General features: G+C 53.7%; 11 protein-coding genes. 9 read left to right on the top strand and 2 right to left on the bottom strand.

The features are described from left to right. The first annotated feature begins 120 nt into the window (after positions 1-120). From RJP21_RS15355 to RJP21_RS15320, 8 genes are all read left to right on the top strand, one after another. Positions 121-1,620 carry a sensor histidine kinase gene (locus RJP21_RS15355; RefSeq protein WP_310860037.1) on the top strand — a complete coding sequence of 500 codons (1,500 nt, stop codon included), beginning with the start codon at positions 121-123 and terminating at the stop codon, positions 1,618-1,620. Between the two features lie 139 nt (positions 1,621-1,759). Next, positions 1,760-2,872 (top strand): hypothetical protein, encoded by a 1,113-nt coding sequence (locus tag RJP21_RS15350; RefSeq protein WP_310860036.1) that lies wholly within the window; start codon positions 1,760-1,762, stop codon positions 2,870-2,872. A gap of 82 nt (positions 2,873-2,954) precedes the next feature. Continuing rightward, positions 2,955-3,947: a hypothetical protein gene (locus RJP21_RS15345; RefSeq protein WP_310860035.1), complete on the top strand. Its 993-nt coding sequence runs from the start codon at positions 2,955-2,957 to the stop codon at positions 3,945-3,947. Positions 3,948-4,098: 151 nt separating this feature from the next. After that, positions 4,099-5,868, top strand: coding sequence for an ABC transporter ATP-binding protein (locus RJP21_RS15340; RefSeq protein WP_310860034.1), 1,770 nt, complete (start codon positions 4,099-4,101; stop codon positions 5,866-5,868). Between the two features lie 177 nt (positions 5,869-6,045). Beyond that, on the top strand, positions 6,046-6,435 hold the full coding sequence (locus RJP21_RS15335) for a rhodanese-like domain-containing protein (RefSeq protein ID WP_160038188.1): 390 nt from the start codon (positions 6,046-6,048) through the stop codon (positions 6,433-6,435). 134 nt (positions 6,436-6,569) lie between these two features. After that, positions 6,570-7,271, top strand: coding sequence for a hypothetical protein (locus tag RJP21_RS15330; RefSeq protein WP_310860033.1), 702 nt, complete (start codon positions 6,570-6,572; stop codon positions 7,269-7,271). A 169-nt stretch (positions 7,272-7,440) separates the two neighbouring features. After that, positions 7,441-9,657, top strand: a complete 2,217-nt coding sequence (locus RJP21_RS15325) for a heavy metal translocating P-type ATPase (protein WP_310860032.1) — start codon at positions 7,441-7,443, stop codon at positions 9,655-9,657. 431 nt (positions 9,658-10,088) lie between these two features. Further along, positions 10,089-13,082 carry a family 78 glycoside hydrolase catalytic domain gene (locus RJP21_RS15320; RefSeq protein ID WP_397386221.1) on the top strand — a complete coding sequence of 998 codons (2,994 nt, stop codon included), beginning with the start codon at positions 10,089-10,091 and terminating at the stop codon, positions 13,080-13,082. Positions 13,083-13,513: 431 nt separating this feature from the next. Here RJP21_RS15320 and RJP21_RS15315 read toward each other — a convergent pair whose 3' ends face one another. Further along, positions 13,514-14,956, bottom strand: a complete 1,443-nt coding sequence (locus RJP21_RS15315) for an esterase-like activity of phytase family protein (RefSeq protein ID WP_310860030.1) — start codon at positions 14,954-14,956, stop codon at positions 13,514-13,516. A 283-nt stretch (positions 14,957-15,239) separates the two neighbouring features. Here RJP21_RS15315 and RJP21_RS15310 point away from each other — a divergent pair, with 283 nt between their 5' ends. Then, the gene (locus RJP21_RS15310) at positions 15,240-15,833 is read left to right on the top strand and encodes a nitroreductase family protein (protein WP_310860029.1); all 594 of its coding nucleotides are present in this window, start codon (positions 15,240-15,242) and stop codon (positions 15,831-15,833) included. A 109-nt stretch (positions 15,834-15,942) separates the two neighbouring features. Here the strand turns inward: RJP21_RS15310 and RJP21_RS15305 are convergent, their stop codons facing one another. Then, positions 15,943-16,533 (bottom strand): GNAT family N-acetyltransferase, encoded by a 591-nt coding sequence (locus tag RJP21_RS15305; RefSeq protein WP_310860028.1) that lies wholly within the window; start codon positions 16,531-16,533, stop codon positions 15,943-15,945. Positions 16,534-16,564 lie beyond the last annotated feature (31 nt).

Here is a 16,564-nt window from a genome sequence, read left to right as displayed (position 1 = left end):
GAAGGCATCATTCATTTTATTCCAGCTTGTTGAAAATAAACCGGTTCTCCGCTAATCTTAGATCAACTCGCCTGGCCTCGGCCAGGACACGGACGATTGAAGAAAAGCGGAGGATTTGGCATGCGCTTCAGCTTAAAATGGAAATTTACGGGTTTTCTTGCGTTGCTGCTTCTGTTTGCGATCGGCTTGCTCAGCTTTCTCATTTTGCAGGGAGTGTCGAGCAATCAGCGGCGGGAGATGGAACAATCGATGCAGCAGCAGGCGGCGGTGGCCGCGGACCGGATCCGGCAGCTGTACGTGACCGGAACGCAGGTGGATGCGGACGTGTTCATGCGTTTACAGGGACCGGCCCTGGCGCGCGAACTCGGGAATGTCAGCGGGATGCGGGTGATTCTGTATGACGCCACAGGCAAAGAAGCCGGGGATTCGCTGATGATGGCGGATAAGCCGGATGTCCGAGGGACGCTGCCGTTTGCGCTGCAAAATAAAATTGCGTACGAGATTCATGGGGACATGCTGGAATATTTGTCGCCGGTGCAAAGCGATCAGGGACAGCTGGGAGTCGTTCATTTTCAAACCTCGGTCGCCGACCGGCATCTCTTTTACCGCAGCATTCAGAGATTGTTCCTAATAGCGGGAGCGGCGGTTCTTATCGTTTCTTTTATTTTCGGGTTAATCTATATGAACAAACAGGCCAATGCCATTCATGCCTTGAAAAAAGCGACCGAACGGATTCGGCGCGGGGACTATTTGGCGGAGCCGAGCCTTCGGCGGAAAGACGAACTGGGAGAGCTCAGCAATGGCATATTCGAGATGAACCTGGCAATTAGGGAAAACGTGCGGTCGCTGCGCGAGGAGCGGGAAAAACTGCTGGAAACGCTCGATAAATTGCAACAGCTCGAAAAAAGGCAAAAGGATTTTATCCATAACATCAGCCATGAGTTTAAAACCCCGTTAACTTCCATAAGGGCCTACGCCGATCTCCTGCAGATGTACCCGGACGACCCGGCGCTTGTTCAGGATGCCCATGCATCGATCACGAAGGAAACGGGAAGGCTGTATGATCTGGTGGAGCGGGTTCTCCATCTGGCGGCTTCGGAAAAATACGCGTTTGACCACCATCCGGAGGAGGTCGAGCTGATGGAGCTGCTCACGGACGTATGTTCCAGGATGAAAGGAAAAGCCGAGCAGTTCGGCATCACGCTGGAGCAGCGGCTCGAACCGGTCGTCATCGTCGGCGACCGCAGCAACCTGATGCATATCTTCCTTAATTTGCTGGATAATGCGATCAAATATAATGTGGCCAGAGGTTCGGTCGCGATTGCGGGCGCAAAGGATGGCGACCATGCCGTGGTGCGCATCCGCGATACGGGAGTCGGCATTCCGGAAGACCAAAGGGAGCTCGTCTTCGAGCCGTTTTACACCGTGAATCACGACCGTGCCCGCAAATCCGGCGGAAGCGGCCTGGGGCTGGCTCTGGTCAAACAGCTGACGCTCCAAAACGGAGGCGAAATCAGGATTGAAACGCCCGAGACAGGTACAGGCACGGAGTTTATTCTTACGTTTCCGCTTGCGGGAAAGGATGGCTCCGAACCCCTGCTTCGTTTGCCCCAAAAATGAGAAGGCGAAATGGATACAAGTTGGAAACAATTCATTATATTTTCGAAACGATTGTCCCTTATACTCGAAACAGATCGAAAAACAGATCGAAAACAACCGGAGATCCCGGCAGCCGCAAACGGTAAGGAGGGGGCGCGATTTGAAAAAGACGACGGGCCGGATGTTATTAACATGCGCGGCGGCCATGGCCGTCACGTCCGCGCTTCTTGGCGGATGCGCCGGCAGCGGCGGCGATCAAGTCACCGTCAAACCTCCCCCGATCCGCGCGGAATCCGGCAAAATCGAGCTCGAGCAAATCATCCGCCTCGAAGATGCGTACGGTTTCGCATGGCTGTCGGATTCGGAAATCATTAGCACGAAAAAGCCGAAGTGGATGGAAGCGCCGCTGTACGTCCATTCGCTCGTCAGGGAGAAGGATCCGGATAAGACTCTAGGGGTTCAAGAGGCTTTAACGGTAAATCCATCGCCGGAAGGAAAGGTTTTGTTCGTCAGCAACCAGATGAAAGCGTCGTTTCTCCGTATGGAAGACTTGAAAACAATACCGCTGGACGTATCGAACGGGAACGAGTCCATCTTAAACGGCAACGTCCGCGGCGCTTGGCTGGGAGAGAAGGCGTATCTGTTTGCGTCGGCCGACGGGCTCGTCGTCGCGGATTTGGACGGGAATGCCGCCAGCGTGTTGAAGTTTAAAGACGGGCAGACACCGGTCAAAGTCGAAGCGGCTGTTGATCCGAAAGATCCCAAACGGTTTACGGCGTATTTTATCGATGAGGAACGCAAGGTTTACAGTCTTAAGATCGTTATTGAGGATTCGCGTTTTCCAAAAGCCGAGGGGAGTCCCGAGCTGTTGGAGACGCATGCGGCGGATTTTTCGGTTTCGCCGGACGGCACCCGGCTTGCCGTCGCGGAGGAAACCGGGGAAAATGCCAACAGGCTGGAGCTTGTAAAGACGGGCGAAACCGAAACGGGGACCACGCTGATCGAGGGGCGTTTGATCCGGCAAATCTCATGGTCGCCGGACGGCTCCAAGCTGGCCTATTCGTTGTTCAACCTGGAAAGGGGCGGCTCGGGCCTGTATGTGATGGATACGAAAACCGGCCATACCACTTTGGTATCTTTGTATCCGAATCTGCAAAGCCTGCTCATATGGAGTCCGGATGGAAATCAGCTGATGATGAGTCAGGAAAATCCGGAGATGAACCTGACGACAGAGAGAACGAAGCTGATGACCGAGATCTACCGGTTTAAATGAGTAGATTTTAATATCCGTAACCGTAGCGGCACATCGAACTGGCGAAGATTGCTAATAAGAGATTTGGAAAGGGGCGAAGGGGTTGAAACGGAAAGTTATTTTCATGCTGCTGGCGATGAGCGCGGTCATCGTCGTCAGCGGTTGCGGCAATTCCCAAAAGATTACCGTCCAAACGCCTGCGGGGCAGCATGAACAACAGCCTCCTGGCGGTCAGCCGGCCGAAACGAAAGAAGACGCGCTGGACCAGTTCAAGCTTCTGACCGCGCAGGCGAAGGACGCGGCGGAAGTGATCCGTTTTTTGGACGAAAAGCTGCCCGGAGCAACGCCAAAGCAGGCCGATCAGTTGATCTTGGAGCTGGAACATTTTTATGACCGGTATTTGCCGAGCCTGAACGACAATTTCGACACGATGCTGGCGAAGCCCGAAACGGCGCAAAAAATGAACGAAATCGGGTATCCGATGGACGTGAACAACATCAAAGGCGATGACACGCTGAAGCAGTGGCTCATGGACCAGATGGCGGGAGGGCTTGCCTTGGGCAATACGGAAGGCATGTTTTTCTGGAAGGTGGACTACAAGGCGCTGCAAAAATACAACCGCTACGTCTCAACCGACATCCGGAGCTACCTGGCATTGAAGGCGCTGGATGCGGAGAAAAACTACATTGAAGACGGGGCGCTTGCCGTTTCGAGAGAAGAGCTCGGCGACCGGATGATGAAAGCCGAATATTACATGATCGAGCATCCGGAAGGGCTGCGGTTTAAGGAAGTGCTGCAGGCGTACAAAGCCTATCTGGATACCTATTTGACGGATTACCGTTATGACGCCATCGACGACCGCACCGGGAAGCTATTGCCGGACGTGAAAAAAAGCTATCGAACCTTCGTCGGCGAGCACCCGGAATCCAAGACGGCGATTATCGTCAAAAAATATCTAGAGGCGATTGAACGCAACAAGGACGTCATCTACGAAAAGGGCAGCGGCGGCATGCAGGGACCGCTCAAAAAAGACATTCAGTCTTTCTGGGATTCCATTGATTTGAAAGTAAACAGCTTGTTTGTTCCCGAATCTTGAAAGGCGCGGACGTGGTCCGCGCCTTTTGCGCTGCCTCCCGGAAAGCCGCCGATTCGACGCCGTCCGCCGCGGTATGACTTCATCTTCCAATACATGTATAATCGAATTGGGAACTTATAAAAAAATACAATTGGATAGGGGCAATCATCGAATGAAAGAAGGTTATCAAAAGGGGAACTGGAGGGCGTTCGTGCGTTTGGTCCGCGAAACGAAACCGTCTCCATGGATGCTTTCCGTGGCCGTCATTTTAAGCGTTATATCGACCTTGGTCAGTCTCGTGGTGCCGCTTTTCACGAAGGGGCTCGTCGACAGCTTCACGTCGGACAGCATCAAACCGGCCCAAATCGTCATGCTGATCGTCAGCTTCGTCGCTTCCGCCGTCGCGGGCGGGATTTCGATATATTTGCTGAACCGCCTCGGTCAGGAAGTTGTAGCCAAACTTCGCGAACGCCTTTGGAGAAAGCTGCTGAAGCTGACGATTCCATACTACGACAATCACCGGACTGGCGACACGATCAGCCGGATGACCAACGATACGGCCGTGCTGAAAGGGCTTGTCTCCGAGCATGTCACGGGATTTTTTAACGGGGTCATTTCGATGGTCGGGGCGATCGTCATTTTGCTTCTTCTCGATTGGAAAATGACGCTGATCATCCTGGCGGCGATTCCCGTTACCGCGGCCGTGCTTGTTCCGCTGGGCCGGATCATGCTTCATATTTCCCGCCGTCTGCAGGATGAAACCGCCGATTTTACGACGATCCTGAATCAGGTGCTGTCCGAAATCCGCCTTGTCAAAGCGTCCAATGCCGAGGAACGGGAAAACGCGATGGGGGACGACGCCATTCGGGGCCTGCTCAAGCTCGGGATCCGCGAAGGCAAAATCCAGGCGTTTATCGGCCCGATCATTTCTTTCGTCATGATGGGTCTTATGGTGCTTATTATCGGTTATGGCGGAATGAGGGTATCCAGCGGCGCGCTTTCCGCGGGCGATCTGGTCGCGTTTATTTTGTATTTGGTGCAGATCGTCATGCCGATGAACCAGATTACGATGTTTTTCACCCAATTGCAAAAATCGGTCGGGGCGACGGAACGGATCGTCAGCATTCTTGAGGATCGCCAGGAAAACGTCAAAGAAGGCAAGACGTTGGCCGGTCCGATCCAAACGATCCGGCTAGAACATGTCTATTTTTCGTACGAAAAGGGCGATACCGTCCTTCACGATATCAGCTTCACGCTTGAGCCGGGGAAAGTGACCGCCGTCGTCGGCCCGAGCGGGGGCGGAAAAACGACGCTGTTTTCCGTCATCGAACGGTTTTATCTCCCGGACAGCGGCGTGATCCTCGTCGGCGGGGAAGATGTCAGCGGGTATTCGCTGGAGTCCTGGCGCCGGCAAATCGGTTATGTTCCTCAGGAAAGCCCGATTGTCGCCGGAACGATCCGCGACAACATATGTTACGGCATGGATCGCGAGGTGACCGACGAGGAGCTTCGGCATGCGGCCCATATGGCTTACGCCGACATTTTTATCGATGAGCTGCCGGAAGGATACGCAACGGAGGTCGGGGAACGCGGCATCAAGCTGTCCGGAGGGCAGCGCCAGCGGATTTCCATTGCCCGGGCGCTTTTGCGCGACCCGCAAATTTTGATGCTGGACGAAGCGACGTCGAGCCTGGACAGCCAATCGGAGGTTTTCGTGCAAAAAGCGCTGCAAAACCTGATGAAAGGGCGCACAACGCTGGTCATTGCCCACCGTCTGTCGACGGTCGTGGACGCGGATCAAATTCTTTTTATCGAAAAAGGCCATATTACGGGCGTAGGAACGCATCAGGAGCTGGTCGAAAGCCATCCGATGTACAGGGAATTTGCGACCCAACAGCTCCGGATTGCGGAAAACGCCGTGGCGGACGGGGTTTCATCCTGATTGACTTTTGCGCCGAAGGAACCTATAATCGGTCTATACCCCAAAGGGTATGAAAACAAAAATGGAAATTGTCCGCGCCAAGCGGTCAGTCAAGATAAGTCGGACCACTACAGGGAAAGCGTCCGACCTTTCATGAATGAAAAGCTTCACATTCCCTAGAAGGAGGAGCGTGTATCGATGCTGTGGGTGTTGTTCGCCGCGCTTGCCGTAGTGGTTGTATTATGGGCGGTAAGGGAACTGCGGCCGGTGAATGGATTGACCTTCATCAGTTCCGAAGAGCTGAACGCTCAACGGGAGAACAGGCAGGATCTGCAAATGCTTGATGTCCGAGACGCTGCCGACTACATCAAGCACCATGTTCCCGGATCGATCAATATTTCCATCGGAAGATTGCCTTATGTACATCATTCGCATTTAACGTCCGAGGAACCTGTGCTCATCCTGGCGGAGAATAACCGTCAGATCAAAAAGGCGGCGCGTATGCTGAAACGGTACGGCTTTTTGCGAATTTATGCGCCCCGCAACGGAAAAGCTGCATTGAACTGCGGCGTATGCTGCCGTTCATAAGACGTTATGAAATCAGACCTGGCGCTGCCGCCAGGTCTTTTTAGTAAAATCAGGCGCGAGCTGACCCGGCTGCCTTCATCCGCACAAAACATGGGTTCAACGTATATAGAATATACGAATGGGGGAGCTTTCCTGTGCAAGTCGTCATGATCGGACCGTTCATGCTGAAACTTTCGCTGCTTATGCTGGCGGCCGCCGCTGCGGCAGGGTATGCGGTTCCTTTTTTTCTGACAAAACGATTGGAGCCTGACCGTCGAAAGCCGTTGATGGATGACCTGGTGACGGCCCTTTTGATCGGCATATTGGTCTGGAAATTCAGCGTTATCGTGTTCAATCCGAATAGCGTCATCCGTTCGCCGCGATCGTTGCTGTATTTTACGGGTGGAACGGAGGGCCTGAATTTGGGTGCGATTATCGGGGCTATGATTCCCGTTTACAAATGCTTGAAATACCGCAGGCCGTGGGCGGCCTACGCCAACGCGGCATTGGCCTGGCTCGCCTCAGGTTATGGAGTATGGAACTTGCTTCGCGTTTTCTTCGATGGCGGGGGAGCTTCAAGTATCGCATCCACGGTTGTATCCGCCGCCGTCGTCACATTCCAGCTTCGACGCACGGACCGAGTGTTCAGCGGGTATCATTTTGTCCTATCGGTGCTCTGGCTTTCGATCGGATGGTTTGCCGCTTCGCTGCTTGACGGCGCTCCGGATGAAGCTTGGTGGCTGGGCTTTACCGGTATGCAACTGTGTTTAATCGCTGCCATGATTTTGGCATTTTCCGTTAAGGTAACGGTAGACGCCAAACGAAAATCGAATGACACGAAACCGCCAATCATTTGACGTTACTGCAAAAACCGCGTATAAACGCGGTTTTTTTTGCCAATGATACGTATTTTAGGTTCAATTTCATTGACATCTCCCCGGTAGAGTGAATATAATGTGCTTAACAAGATTGATACATGAACATATGCTCATATTATATTTGCAGTTTGGATCGGAGGCATGTACGATGGCTGAGGCAACCGTAAAAGTGAGACGGGAACTCGTGCTGGAAGGCTTGGATTGCGCGAACTGTGCCATGAAAATTGAAGACGGCGTGAAAAAAATGGAGGGCATCACCTCCTGCTCCGTCAATTTCGTCAAACAAACGCTCACCTACGAAACCGACAAGGAAGACGACGAGTTGATTTCCAAAGTTAAACATAAAATCAAAAAGCTCGAACCTCACATCAACGTTCTGGATCAACCGAAGGGAGGGCACCGGACCTCCACCGGCCACAGCCATGCGCATACGCATGACGGGCACGGCCATGGTCACGATCATGCACATGGAGAGACCCACGATGAAGGGCATTCGCACAGCCACGATCATGGCAGCGGCGGAACGAAGACGATGGCTGCGCGGCTGGTCATTGGCGCGGCGCTGACCGCGGCGGGCATGTTTTTGCAAGTCAATGCATACGCAGAGCTGGCCATTTTCCTGGTTGCCTATCTCGTTGCCGGCGGGGATATCGTCTTTCAGGCGGTCAAAAACATCATCCGCGGACAGGTTTTCGACGAATATTTCCTCATGTCGCTGGCGACGATCGGCGCTTTTGCCGTCGGGCAGTATCCTGAAGGCGTCGCCGTCATGCTGTTCTATCAACTGGGCGAGATGTTCCAGGGCATTGCCGTAAACCGCTCCCGAAAATCGATCAGCGCGATGATGGATTTGCGTCCGGACTACGCGAATTTGCAGGCCGGCGGCGAAACGAAACGCGTGGCTCCCGAAGAAGTGCGGGTTGGCGATCACATCGTCGTGAAGCCGGGAGAGAAGGTGCCGCTGGACGGGATCGTCATCGAGGGAAACTCGATGGTGGATACGTCGGCATTAACCGGAGAATCGGTTCCGCGCGGAATTTCGGCGGGCCAGGAGGTTTTGAGCGGATTCATCAATAAAAACGGCGTATTGACGATTGAAGTGACCAAGGATTTCGGCGAATCGACGGTAGCGAAAATTTTGGACCTCGTGCAAAACGCAAGCAGCAAAAAAGCGCCTACCGAGAAGTTCATCACCAAATTCGCAAGGTATTACACGCCGGTGGTCGTGATCGTGGCCGTGCTGCTGGCGCTGGTGCCTCCTTTGATAATTCAGGGAGCGGCATTTTCGGATTGGATTTACCGGGCACTGATCTTTCTCGTCATTTCTTGTCCTTGCGCCTTGGTGGTTTCGATTCCGCTCGGATTTTTCGGCGGGATCGGCGCCGCTTCCAAATCGGGCATTTTGATCAAAGGAAGCAACTATCTCGAAGCGCTGAACGACGTCAAATATGTCGTTTTCGATAAAACCGGAACCCTTACGAAAGGCGCATTCAAGGTGACGGAAGTTCATCCGGTTCTCGAAGGACTAGACGAACAGGGACTGCTGGAAATCGCCGCTTATGCAGAATCCCATTCGACCCATCCGATTGCGGAGTCCATCCGTGCGGCGTATGGAAAAGAATTGGATGAGACGCGTGTTGAGGGGTATAACGAAATCTCCGGTCATGGCGTTCAAGTCCAAGTGGACGGCCGGGAAGTATTGGCCGGAAACGCGAAGCTCATGGAACGGGAATCGATGACCTATATCAAGCCGGAGGCTGCCGGTACCATCGTCCATATTGGCCTTCACGGCGAATATGCCGGATACATCGCGATATCGGATGAAGTAAAAGAGGACGCCGCGGAGGCGGTACGCAACCTCAAGCAGATGGGAAAAACGACCGTCATGCTGACGGGAGACGCGAAAGCCGTCGGAGAAGCGGTGGGGCGCTCGCTAGGCCTGGACGAAATTCACGCCGAACTCCTGCCGCAGCATAAGGTCGAAGAGATCGAAAAGCTGGACGCCAAAAAATCCCCGAAAGAAAAAATCGTCTTCGTCGGCGACGGCATCAACGACACGCCGGTGCTTGCCCGGGCCGACGTCGGCATCGCGATGGGAGGGCTCGGTTCGGATGCGGCGATCGAAGCCGCGGATGTCGTCATCATGACAGATGAGCCGTCCAAGGTGGGGACGGCGATCCGGATTGCAGGACGTACGCGCGCGATTGTATGGCAGAACATTATTTTCGCTTTAGGCGTAAAAAGCATTTTCCTGCTCTTGGGCGCGTTCGGGATCGCCACGATGTGGGAGGCTGTATTTTCCGACGTAGGCGTCACGCTTTTGGCGGTGTTAAACGCAATGCGGGTTTTGAAAGTAAAACAGTGATAAAAAGATTCACGTTCGAAAACGTATGATCGGAATAAAGAAGAGCGCATCATCTCCTTGTGGGAAGAGGCGTTCTTTTTTTATCAGGATTTTGCAAAGTTCGATTCCTGCCGCTCCAGGGTATAATATATAGACGAATTAAACCGTTTCGCTCTATATATTGTAGATTGCAAGTCGCTTTTTGGATTTTTGCAAAATCCTCTATTGAAAAATGATGTTCGTGCAGCGCTTTAATCAGGCCTTATCCGATAGAATGACTGCTGCGGGATTGCGAGCGCGGGTAAACGCCCGGGCAGTCTGGAATATATGTCGGAATCCCCCCGTTTATTGCTCCGAATCCCCTTCTTTCATACAAGGCTTTCATGAATAATAGAGATAATCCATAAGCAATGATCTCGAGAACTGCAAAGGAATTGGAAGGGGAGTTATTCATGAGTCAATCCGTAGTTCCGGAATGGCAGGCAGCTTGGATTTGGGGGAGCGGCGAACCGAGCCCCAGAAACGAATGGCGCTGCTTTCGCCGCACCTTCACGCCGGGGAGTCCCGTTCGCGCGGCCAGCTTACGCATTAGCGCCGATTCCCGGTATGTGCTCTACGTCGATGGCAAACCGATTGGACGGGGTCCCGTCCGTTCGTGGCCGTCCGACTGGGCCTATGACGAATATGAAATCGGCCATCTGCTGAAGGCGGAACAAGAATGCGTCATTGCCGTGCTTGTCATGCATTACGGCATCTCCACGTTTCAATACATACGGGGACGCGGCGGACTATTGCTGCAGCTGGATATGCAAAATGCAGATGAAAGTCTGGCTCCTACCAGCCAAAATGGGGCGGCATGGAGCCTTGTGACGGACGCCTCGTGGAAAACCGCGGTCCACCAAGGGCATGACGCAAATTCCTCGCGCATTTCCTGCCAGATGGCTTTTACGGAAATCGTGGATGCCGGAAAGTGGGATGACCGGTGGGTTACGGCGGCTTATGACGACAGCGGCTGGGAGCAAGCTTCGGTCATCGGGCCTGTGGGTGTCGAGCCGTGGACGGGGCTCGTGCCTAGGGATATCCCCTTCCTGACGGAAGAGCCGATTTATCCGTCAAGGGTCGAAAGCATGTGCGGCGTTCAGCCTTCTGCTTGGGGAGCGGTCATCGACCTGTACGGCATGATGTCGCCAAACAGCGGTTATCATGCAAACAATACCGCCTTTTGCGCGTATTTGGCGGCGCGGGTGACCTTGGCGGAAGCGGGAGCCTTTACCATCGGGCTTCCCGATTCGGGGCGCGTCGACCCGCTTATTCGAATCGACGGACATCTGTACGAATCCAAGGATTATGCCGGGGAACATCCTGAACGCTATTTGACCGTCGCTTTGGAAGGTGGAGAACATCTCCTTCTGATGGATGTAACCGGCGTGAGCCACGGGCATGGTTTCCATATCGGCTTCGACTCCGAGGTGCCGTTCCGGCTGCAAGCCGTTGGTGTGCAGGAGGACGGAGCATTGGAGGGAGGCGTTTTGGCTGCTGTGAAGGCCGAGAAAGGCGCTGCAGTAGCTGGAGAATCGGGAGTGAAGCCGCATACGCCGGAGTTCAGCCTCATCGGCCCGTTTGATGCGGTGGCGATTGTTGACCATCAGCCGACGAGGCTCCTAAACCGCGAGCATCCGGACTACCAAGCGATCCGGCAGGCCGCGTCAGCTTCCGACCTGAAGCCGTTCGTAGCCTGGATACGTCCTGTGGATACCCCGTTCATTAACCGGAATGACGTGTTCGCCGCGTGCGTATGGAAAAAAGCCCAAACGAAGCTGCCGATGCCGGCATCTTTGCAGCAGGCCGTTATCGCGAGCCCGGATGCCGCCGTCCTGCCTGTGCTTGAGGAAATGGACACCGAAATCGTCATTGATTTTGGAAGAGAGCTGTCGGGATATCTCGCATTCGAAGTGGATGCCGCCGCCGGAACCGTCATCGATTTATACGGTTTCGAATTTATGAAGGATGGCTGGAGGCAGCATACTTACCAGTTGGACAATACGCTCCGGTACCGTTGCCGCGAAGGAAGGCAGTCTTATGCCTCTTATATCCGCCGCGGGCTCCGTTATTTGGCGCTTACCGTCCGTGAAGCCGCTCGTCCTGTGCGCCTGTATGAAGCGAAGATGATTCAAAGCAACTTCCCGGTGGCGAATATCGGCAGCTTCCAATGCAGTGACGCGCTGCTGAATGAAATATGGAGCATCAGCCGTGATACGACCCGGCTGTGCATGGAGGATACGTTCGTCGATTGTCCGGCTTACGAGCAGGCCTATTGGGTCGGCGATGCTCGAAACGAGGCGCTGGTCGGCTATTATGCATTTGGGGCGAAAGAAATCGTTGAGCGCTGCCTGAAGCTCGTGCCGGGCTCCGATTTCCAAACGCCGTTATACGCCGATCAGGTTCCAAGCGGCTGGAACAGCGTGATTCCGAACTGGACCTTTTTTTGGGTGACGGCATGCTTCGAATATTACCATTATACCGGCCGTGATTCGTTCCTGTCCGGGATTTGGCCCCACGTAAAACGGACGATGGAGCAATATTTGAAGTATATGGACGAAAGAGGATTGTTCTCGTTCGAGGGTTGGAACCTGCTGGATTGGGCTCCGTTCGAGCAGCCGCATGCAGGCGTGGTCACTCCGCAGAACATGTTTTTGCGCAGAACGTTGTGCCACGCGGCCGAAATCGGGGCTATAGCCGGCGACCAGGAAAGCGCCGCGCGTTTTCGTGAAGAAGCCGCGAAGCTGAAAACCTCGATCCATGCGTATCTTTGGGATGAGACGAGGCAGGCATATGCCGACTGCATCCGCCGTGACGGCAGCTTCTCGGAAACGCTCAGCGCGCAAACGCAAGTTGTGGCTTATTTATGCGATATGGCGGAAGGGGAGCGGCTGGAGAAGCTTACGTCTTATATCCTCGATCCACCGCATTCTTTCGTGAAGATCGGCAGCCCGTTCATGTCCTTCTTTTATTATGAAGCGCTGGCCCGGATGGGAAGGCTGGATGTCATGCTCAACGATATCCGCGAGAGCTACGGCATCATGATCGAAAACGGCGCTACGGCATGTTGGGAAATGTATCCATGGAGCGGATTGTTCGAGGATCCGAGAATGCTGACCCGTAGCCACTGCCACGCCTGGTCCGCCGGCCCGGCCTATTTCCTCGGAGCGTATATTCTGGGGGTTCAGGGCGCGAGTCCGGGGTGGGCCAAGATCAAGGTTGCCCCTCATCCATGCGGATTAAAACGGGCGTCGGGTTCCGTGCCGCATCCGGATGGCGGGCGAATCGACGTCTCCTGGCGGATCGAAGGGAAGGAACGGATCGTTCTCTTCATCGCTGCGCCGCCGGAGGTCGACGTCGAGACGGAAACGCCGGAGGGGTATGACATGAAGGTTGAGTTCCTCTAGATCCAATAATTCCGCAAATGTTTTCGCAAATAAAAGGCATGGGAATGCCCGCAGCCGGCTGTTGAAAACGCAAGGCCTTCCCATCCGCTTAAGGCGCCGGAAGACATAAGCGCGGATAGATGAGAATAGACTTCATTGACGCCGTTTTCAGAATCGCCATGGAGCATAATTAACATTCGAAGGGGCCGTCCCAAAAGACGGCCCCTGATTTTTGGTTTAGGAGTTCGGTTTGTGATCGAAAGGCTCCGAGAACGAACGTTGTTCCCGTCGCTGTTGGTTTTCGATTTCCTGAATGATGTTCAGTGGATGATATCTAAAACCAAAGGCGACCGCTAACGCTTGACCGCGGGTCGTTCGTCTCTCCGCTGCTTCGGCGAAGTCCCCCACTCGGCCAGGCGGATGAAGGAATTGGAGAGGTGTTTATCCGTTATTTATTTGATGTCGTACGGCAGCTCGAACGTCCACAGGTCGGTTCCGTTTTCTTTGGAGTCCGGATCGTTGACGCCGAAGTCGTTATCGTTGACGATGACCAGCTTATGGCCGTCCACCAGGGAGATGCCTTCGATTTTTTCGTGCGGGTATTTGAAATCCACGGCATCGAGAACGGTACGTTTTACCGGCGTTTGAACGCCTGCTTGGCGCAGCTCGGACAGGCTGAGCTGCTCCAGCGTTTTTCCGGTTTTGGCCGTATCGTCGTATTGGCCCAAAATGTTCGTGGCGTTTTTCAGGTCGATCGCAAAGATTTTTTTGAGCTGGGCCGCGTCGCCTGCGTTTTTGTCGCGCTCATCGATCAGTAGCGTATGCTCATTGACCGCAACCAGATCGGAAATGACGATGTCCGACTGCTTCAAATCCTTGAATTGTTTCGCGTCTTCCGTAATGTACGCATATTCGGCTACCAGCTTCAGCGTAGCGAGATCGATTTTGATGATCCGGAGGGTACGCGAATCGTCCACGCTTTTATCCGGATTGCGGAGCGGGCTTTGCATGGCCATAAACATCCATTTGCCGTCCGGCGTAATGCCGACCGCTTCCGCGCCGCGGTTTTGGCGGCGGGTTAAATACACGGCAGGGAGATTGTCCTTTAGCGGCAGCGCGGCCGTGTTCAGCTCGGAGCCGATGCCTTTCGGCGCGATGCGCTGCAGCAGCGTTCCGTCTCGTTTGACCTGAACGAGGTAAGGACCGTATTCGTCCGAAATCCAGAATGTGTCATCCTGCGGATTATAGGTCAAGCCTTCGACATCGAGACCATACGGATCGTAGGCAATGACGTTTTTGGCGGCTTTGTCGTAGGGCACTTCATCGCGCGATTTCAAGTTTGGAAGTCCGGTGACTTTGTCCGTCCCTGTCACCGGATCTTTGCCGTTGATTTTGAGCGGGATGGTTTCAAGGATGTTGATGTTTCCCTGCTCTAGTTGGATTTTGTAGATGGTCGGCGTGTAATTCGGGAGCGGGAAGGTCCGGCGCGTTTTGCCGTCCACGTCGATTTCACCATTTGGACCGCGGTCTGCGGTAGTGTAAAAGACGTTGTCCGGGTCGCCGGGAATATGGGTGAGCGAGGAGCCGATGCCGAATTTGATGCCATCCGCCAAATCCTTTTCATGAATCGTATATTTCCCCGTCAATTTCGGCTTGTCCGAGAACAGGGCCGTTTTGCTGACATCATCCCAGTCCACGTATTTGCCGAGCAGGTCGGCGACGTCGCGAAGCGGCAGGAAAAGGCGGTCATCCTGCATGACGGCCGGTGTTGACGGCGTAAAGGCTTGTCCGTTTGAGGAATATTGCACCTCCGGAGCTGCCGCGTGGGCGGAAGGAAGCAAAGCGGAACCAACCGCCAATGCGGCGATGGCCGAGACGAACCATTTTTTTGTCATATCTAACAGACCCCTTTCGATGCTAAAAAAATGTATGTAATACGAATATTGTAAGCAGGAATTGTTAACGAGGCGTTATCCAAGGATTGGCTGAGGGTAAAATGTGAAGGGGGCGAATCCGGCAGAAGGGACCGAATCGTTACGCAGACGCGCAGAGATTGGAAAAACGATCCATAACCCGCAGCGATTGCTTCAGCATAATAAGAATCAGGCAATTCGTTGAATTTTTTGGTACAATGAACTCATTGAGAAAGATTCTTAATTGGAGAGAGGGAACGAAAACATGAACATTTCGGAAGCCATTCGTACGCGCCGGAGCATCGGGAAAGTGACCGAAGAGGACATCCCGGTTTCGCACATCGAGCAAATCCTGGAGGCTGGAACATGGGCGCCTAACCATAAAATGACCGAACCATGGCGGTTTTTTGTTTTGAGAGGCGAAGGACGCAAGGTGCTTGGGGAAGCTTTGGCGGACGTCGCGCTCGCAAGCGCTGCCGATCCGACTTCGCCGGAAGCCGCAGCGGCTGCTGAAGCGGCCAGAATGAAGCCGTTCCGCGCACCGGTTGTTATTACCGTAGCCGTGACTCCTTCCGAGCATGATAAAGTCATTGAGCTGGAAGAATACGGCGCCGTGTTTGCGGCGATTCAAAATATGCTGCTCGAAGCCCACGGGCTTGGTCTTGGCGCGATCTGGAGAACCGGAGCCCCGGCCTATCACGCCAAGATGAACGAACATTTCGGGCTCGGCGAAAAAGACAAAGTGTTAGGATTCATCTATTTGGGCGTGCCAGCCGAAGGACAGGCGCCGCAGGGCAAACGCAAGCCATTCGGGGAGTTCACGGTATGGGTCGACGAGGCCGATCCGCTGAAGAAATAACAATGTCTCGTGACAAAAGCGAAAATCCGCGCAGCTGCGCGGATTTTTTAGCATTTTTTGCTCATTATTTTGCGAAAATGAACGTCACCAACATTGCCCCCGACGGACATCAAGTCAGGGATTCCTTTTCGCGTGTATACCAGTGGTAACATTCGCCATCGATCCCGATGTCGCGTTGATAACGAAAACCGCAAGTTTGAAGGACCCTGTTAGACGGCACGTTGCGTAAAAGAGCGATCGCATTCAAGACATCGACGTCCGTTTTTTCGAATAAATAGGCGACCATCCCTTGAACGGCTTGTGCCGCATATCCCTTTCCACGATGATCTTTCGAGATCGCATATACGATTTCCCGGTTTGGCGCAGGCAGTTCCTCTTTCATTCCGGTGCAGCACCACCCGATCAATTCTCCGGATTCCTTCCATACGATTCCAAGCCGTAAACGAAGATCCCCGACGTTTCCGCCTTCCGATACGGCGCCGAGAAACTTTTTGTTCTCCGGAATTTCGTAATGGGTTAACCAATCCTGCCGTTGTTTTTTGGATACGTTCCACCCGGGCAAAAATTCGTAAATCTCGGGCTGCCAGGTCAGCGAATGGAACCGATCCAGATCCGAGGGGATCCACTCCCTTAAAAACACATCTTTGCATTCAATCGCAAACAAGCCTTTTACCTCCATGCGGCGGGAATCGGTATTCATCCCATGTCTCCTTCCGAAAAAAAGATACCCT

It is taken from the genome of Paenibacillus sp. VCA1, from assembly GCF_031583795.1.
Taxonomy (GTDB): domain Bacteria; phylum Bacillota; class Bacilli; order Paenibacillales; family Paenibacillaceae; genus Paenibacillus_AQ; species Paenibacillus_AQ albilobatus.
This window is presented reverse-complemented; position numbering and strand designations above follow the sequence as displayed.

What these genes read in the sequence shown, in the direction of transcription:
- RJP21_RS15355 (WP_310860037.1), top strand. Translation starts at nt 121, where the DNA reads ATGCGCTTCAGCTTAAAATGGAAATTTACGGGTTTTCTTGCGTTGCTG.
- RJP21_RS15340 (WP_310860034.1), top strand. Translation starts at nt 4,099, where the DNA reads ATGAAAGAAGGTTATCAAAAGGGGAACTGGAGGGCGTTCGTGCGTTTG.
- RJP21_RS15335 (WP_160038188.1), top strand. Translation starts at nt 6,046, where the DNA reads ATGCTGTGGGTGTTGTTCGCCGCGCTTGCCGTAGTGGTTGTATTATGG.
- RJP21_RS15325 (WP_310860032.1), top strand. Translation starts at nt 7,441, where the DNA reads ATGGCTGAGGCAACCGTAAAAGTGAGACGGGAACTCGTGCTGGAAGGC.
- RJP21_RS15320 (WP_397386221.1), top strand. Translation starts at nt 10,089, where the DNA reads ATGAGTCAATCCGTAGTTCCGGAATGGCAGGCAGCTTGGATTTGGGGG.
- RJP21_RS15315 (WP_310860030.1), bottom strand. Translation starts at nt 14,956, where the DNA reads ATGACAAAAAAATGGTTCGTCTCGGCCATCGCCGCATTGGCGGTTGGT.
- RJP21_RS15310 (WP_310860029.1), top strand. Translation starts at nt 15,240, where the DNA reads ATGAACATTTCGGAAGCCATTCGTACGCGCCGGAGCATCGGGAAAGTG.
- RJP21_RS15305 (WP_310860028.1), bottom strand. Translation starts at nt 16,533, where the DNA reads ATGAATACCGATTCCCGCCGCATGGAGGTAAAAGGCTTGTTTGCGATT.